Source organism: Deferrisoma sp., from assembly GCF_054681715.1.
Genome location: NZ_BAAHFQ010000163.1, coordinates 1 through 6,008 on the forward strand (window position 1 = coordinate 1; position 6,008 = coordinate 6,008).

Genomic DNA, 6,008 nt, shown 5'->3' on the forward strand with positions numbered 1-6,008 from the left:
ACCTGGGAGCCGCCGAAGGTGCGGGGGGTGAACCAGGGGTATCGGGTGTACCGGCGGGACGGGAAGGGCCGGTTCGAGCGGCTGACGCCCGAGCGGGTCTACGACCTCACCTTCACCGACCCCACGGCCGAGCGGGGGAAGACCTACCGGTACTCGGTGACGGCCGTGTTCGGCGACGGCCGGGGCGGGGACGTGGAGAGCAAATACCCGCCCGAGGTCGCGGTGACCGTGGCGGACCTCGCGGTGGCCGAGGTGGGGGCCGAGAAGGCCCTCTACGGCGCGGGCCAGGAGATCGGCGTGACCCTGCGGGGCGCGCCGGACAAACGGGCCTCGTTCACGATCGCCGGGTTGGCCGAGAACGTCCCGATGGCCGAGGTGGACGACGGGGTGTACGTGGGGAAGGTGGCCGTGCCCGAGGGCGTGAACGGCACCTTCGGCCTCACGGGGACGCTCACGGACCCGGCCACGGGGGAGACGGCGAGCCTTGAGGGCCCCGCGGTCACGATCGATACGACGCCCCCCGAGCCGGTGCCGGCCGGCCGGATCCTGGCCTCGTCGCCCTGGCCGGGGGAGATCGAGGTGACCTGGCAGGCCAGCCCCTCGGCCGACGTGGACCACTACGAGATCTTCCGGGGAGAGGGGGCCGACCCGGACCTTGCGGGCGCCGCCTACGAAACCACCCGTAAACTCTCCCTCACCGACACGGCCGTGGTGCCGGGCCTTCCATACCGCTACGCCGTGGTGGCCGTGGACCGCGCGGGGAACCGGAGCGCCCCGAGCGAGATCGTGGCGGCAAAGGCCGCCCCCGGCGAGGGCCCGGCGATCGCGGCCGTGACCGTGGAGCCCTTCGGGAAGCCGGCGAAGCCGGGCGACACCGTGACCGTGACCGTGGTGGCCCAGAGCGGGGCCACGGTGACCGCGGACCTCGGCACCCTGGCGACGGGCCTTGCGCTCACGGAGGAGGGCCGCACGGGCCGGTACACCGGAACCTACACCGTGACCGACGCCGACGTGGGCCCGACGAAGACGCTCCACCGGGTCGTCGTCCACGTGGCCGACGCCTACGGGTCGGCCGACCGGGCCGGGCCGGAGCTCGCGGTGGTGGGCCTCGACGCGCTCAACGACACCACGCCCCCGGTCATCGCCTCGGCCGAGCATGACTTCTTCTCGGCCGTGGGGTTTAGCGGCAAGCTCGTGGCGGGGGATGTGCTCACCGTGACCCTCACGGGCGAGCCCGGGGGCTACGCCACCTTCGACCTCCCAGGCGTGGCCGAGGGGCTTCCCATGGCCGAGGTGGAGCCCGGGACCTACCGGGGCACCTACACCGTGGGGTGGGACGACGAGGGGGCCGAGGTGCCGGTTGTGGTGCACCTGGCGGACGACGCGGGGAACGTGACGACCCGGCCCGCGGGCCGGCCGGTATCGTTCGACACCCGGGTGCGGCTTTTCGTCACGGCGCGGGACGCGCTCCTGCCGGCGGACCAGAAGGCGACGACCCGGCTCACCGTGAAGGCCGAGAACGCCAACGGCGACCCGGTGTCGGGCCACGAACTCGCCCTCACGCTCTCGACCACCGAGGAGTACACGGGCGTGGTGGGCGGGGGCCGACTCGAGGACAAAGAGGCCCGGATGGACGACGTGGACGACGTGGAGGTCAAATGGGGTGGGGTGACCGACGCCTTCGGGGAGGTCACGGCGACCTACACGGCGGGGTTTGCGGCGAAGACGGCCCTGCTCCTTGCGAAGGACCTCACCACGGGGGACGTGGGAGCCGGGTGGCTCAACACCTACGTGGCCTCCACCGTGGCGATCGAGCTCTATCCCCGGGCCCAGAGGGGCATGGAGGACCGGGCCGTGCTCACCCTCACGGCCGAGCCCGAGAAACTCACGGCGGACGGCCGGTCCACGAGCCGGCTGAAGGCGAAGCTCCTGGACCTCCAAGGGAACCCCATCGAGGGGGCCCGGGTGCGGTTCGCCCTGGGGAACGAGAACGGCCGGCTTCGGGTGCTGCGGGGCGGGCGCACCGACGAGCGGGGCATCGCAGAGGCCGAGTACCGGGCGGGCACCGCGATCGGCGCGGTCACGGTGACGGCGTCGGCCGAGGCGTGGGGGGTGACGGCCGCGGTGCAGATCGTGCTCATGGCCGACGCGCCGGCCAAGATCGAACTCGTGGCGGGAGCGGACCGGCTGCCCACGGGCGGGGAGACGGCGCTCTCGATCCGGGTGACCGACATCCACGACAACCCGAACCACGAGGTGCCGGTGGTTTTCACGGTGCTCCAGGGCAGCGGCGATGTGGCCCCGGCCCAGGTGCTGACCGACCGCAACGGCGAGGGCCAGGCGACCTTCCGGGCCGGGTCCCGGCCGGGCACGGTGATCGTGGAGGCGCGGCACACGAGCCGTGCGCCCACCGAGGAGGAACTCCGGCGGATCTACGGCACGGTGTTCGTGCCGCGGCTCGCCGAGCGCCAGGAGCGCGACCGCATCAAAGTCGCGGAGTGGCTGGTGGAGCCCGGGGACGAGGTGACGAAGGGCCAGCCCCTGGTCGTGCTGGAGGGCCGCCGCACCACCTGGACGCTCACCGCGCCCGAGGCGGGCACCTTCGTGCGCCGGGTGAAGCACCGCAGAGACCGGGTGGAACTCGGGGACACCCTGGGGTACGTGGAGATCGACGAGGACGTGTGGGCTGACGAGTACGCTGGGACGCTGGGACGTTAGGACGTGGGGACGGGGGACGGGGGAACGTCACCGGTCACCCGTCACGCGTCACGGATCACCAGTCACCCGTTACGCGTCACGAGACGTTCGGACTTTTCGAGGCGGGAACCGATGAATCGTAGATCCTGGGTTGGTGCGATCGTGGCGGCGGTTGTGGCGTGGGCGGTGCCCTCCGGGGCCACCCACTATCCGCCGGGGGCGCTGTGCTACGACTGCCACGCCGTGAGCGCGAGCAAGATGGTGGCCGGCACCCATCTGCTGAAGAAGTCCCAGAAGACCTTCGATCTGGGCATCACCGACACCGACCCCGTGGTGCGGTGCCTGTTCTGCCACGAGGAGAACGCCGTCTCCGTGGCGAACCGCGACCGCATGAAGGGCGTGTACCACGACTTCGACGCGACGTCCCTGTCGAAGCACCCGGTGGACGTCACCAGGAGCACCTTTGCCCAGGATGCCACGGCCTTCGACTGCCTCGACTGCCACACCGTGAGCGGCATGACCTCGGACGGCGCCGGAAACGCCAACATCCACGGGGTGGACGCCTCCCAGACCCTGCTCGACCCGGCCACGACCCTGGTGGGGAGCCCGCTGAACCTCTCGGACGCCGAACTTTCCACCAAGACCTGCCAGAGCGCCAACTGCCACGACGCCGACGGCGGCGCGATCAACGGGTACAACGCCCCGGCCCGCCACGGCGCCTCCAACGCGAAGATCACCCTGAACGACGTGGCCGTGGGCGAAAACCCGGTTTACTGTACCCGGTGCCACGGAAAGCACGCGAGCCCCGACGGAGAGCGCCTCCTGGTGCTCCAGAACACCTCGGGCCACTCGGGTCAGCCGGCCACGAACCAGACGGTGCGGCTCACCGAGTGCGACGTGTGCCACACCAAGGACGAGAACGGGGGGCTCACCGACAACTACGGCCTCTACGGCCACGGCAAGGTGGGGGTCACCTGCGACACCTGCCACGAACTCCGCCACGACGCCAACGGCGACCGCGTCTTTGACCCGGCGCCCCGGCTCAAGGCGACCCTGGCCGAGGACACGGCGGCCGGCACCTCGACCTTCGGCACGAACTTCTACTCCAACTGCCGCCACTGCCACGCGGGCCACGCGCCTCACACCCCCACCCCGGCCGCGGGGGGCGACGCCGGCACGGGCCGCAGCGCCGGCTGCCTGGACTGCCACGACCAGCACGGCACGGCGGCCGCGGACGCCACGTTCCAGAACGACACCATGATCCGCCGCACCGTGGCCGGCGAGGACACCCAACTGCCCGACGACGACGTCAAATACAACGGCGACTGGTACCTCTTCGGGGCCACCAACGGCACCTGCGACAACACCAACTGCCACAACGTCATCCCGGCGGGCCAGAGCCTGAACGACAACGGCGCCGGCGGCACGAACCACCTGGGCGGAACGCTCACCGCCACCACCTGCGCCTCGGGGAACGGGTGCCACGACGGCCACAACTCGGCCACCACCTTCGGCGTGGCCCAGGCCTGCGACGCGTGCCACGGGTTCCCGCCCACGGCCTCCGACGCCCACCCCGACAACCCCGATGCCGTGGGGGTCCACGACACCCACGTGAACAAGATGAGCTACGCCTGCTCCGAGTGCCACTACAACAACAACCACAACCAGAGCGGGTGGGGCTCGGACCAGGGCACCCCCGTGCCCTCGGCCAACGTGGAGGTGGCGTTCAATCCGGCGTTCAACCCGAGCGGCACCTACGACACGGGCACGAACACCTGCTCGAGCCTCACCTGCCACAACCCCGACGACTCGGCGATCGGCATCACCGGCAAGGGCGACTCGACCCAGACCCAGCTTTCGGCCCCGGTGTGGCTCGACGCCTACAAGACCACGGCCAGCACCGAGGCCACCCGGAACGGCTACCCGGCCAACGCCGGCACCTGGGAGATCGGCGACACCGGCGAGGAGTGCGAGGCCTGCCACCTGAATTCGGTGATCAGCGGCTACGTCCAGGCCGACGGCGGGAGCCACTGGGCCCACGAGAACCCGGATGCGCCCCAGAAGAACTACCCCTGCCGCACCTGCCACGCCGGCGAGAACTCCACGGCCAACACCTACAGCCCCGACCACGCCCGGGGCAGCCTGACCGACCCGGCCCTGGTGGCCTTCGACCTCACCCAGGCCGGCATCGCTGGCCTCGGCGGCGAGGCCTTCAACAACGCGACCTCCGAGTGCACGAACATCTACTGCCACGGGGTGAGCCTGGGCAACGGAGGCACCGACCAGACCCCGATCTGGACCGACACGACCACGGGGAACTGCGGAACCTGCCACGGGAGCTTTGGCGAGAACACAACGACGCCGGCGAAGGAGGTGAGCTCCCACGGCCATCCGCGCCACTACAAGGACGTCTGGGGGCCGAGGCTAGTGAGCGGCCACGGCGGGGCGAACTGCAACTCGTGCCACAACTCCGGGGATATCTCGAACTGCGCCCAGTGCCACAACGGTGGCCAGTTGTACGGCGCGATCTACCCGGGTGCGGTGAACATCTCGGCCACCCACGTGAACGGCTCGGTGGAGATGACGGGCGGGGTTTCGCTCGCGGCCACGACGGCCTGCGACAACTGCCACTCCACCGCCTCGGTGAACGGCCAGGTGGGCCGGGATCTGGCCAAGACCTACTGGACTACGTCGAACGCGATCCCCTGCGTGAACTGCCACAACGGCACCGATCCGGCCACCTCCCTCCCGGACGGCACGGGCCGCACGGCGCCCGACGTGCTGGGCGACGATGCGAGCTACGGCGCCGAGATCACCGGCCACAACCGGCCGAGCGGCACCTACCCGGCCTCGGGGAACCCCGCGGCCAACAAGGCCTGTGCCGACTGCCACGATACGGCCTCGGCCCACGTGAACAACGCCGACGACACGACCTTCGCGGGCAACCGGTTGCGGGCCACGGTGAACACCGTGTCCACGGGGTCCACCGTGACCGGGCTGTGCGGCGCCTGCCACCGGACCACCCTGGGCACCCCGGCCACGAGGCAGGTCTCGACCCACGGCAACCAGAACACCTCGTTCACGTCGGGCCCAACCCACGACCCCAACGCCGAGGCGTTCCGGTACAACTGCGAGGCCTGCCACGAGCCCCACGGCATGACCCGAAACGCCAACAACACCGCGAACATCTACATGGTCCGGCCGTCCCTGGAGGTGAAGAACCACGCCGTGCCCACCACCGGCGCCGACCGGACCACGGTGATCCCGGTGGTGTTTGAGGCGAAAAGCGGCCCCAACTCCTTCGACGACGG

2 protein-coding genes are annotated in these 6,008 nt (G+C 70.8%); both read left to right on the forward strand.

Translation table 11 applies throughout. The features are described from left to right. Positions 1 to 2,718: Ig-like domain-containing protein (locus tag ACY0I8_RS15365; protein WP_461395439.1), on the forward strand; the 2,718-nt coding region annotated here is incomplete at its 5' end. Between the two features lie 111 nt (positions 2,719 to 2,829). Next, positions 2,830 to 6,008 (forward strand): CxxxxCH/CxxCH domain c-type cytochrome (locus ACY0I8_RS15370; RefSeq protein WP_461395440.1); only part of this gene is annotated, 3,179 nt, incomplete at its 3' end.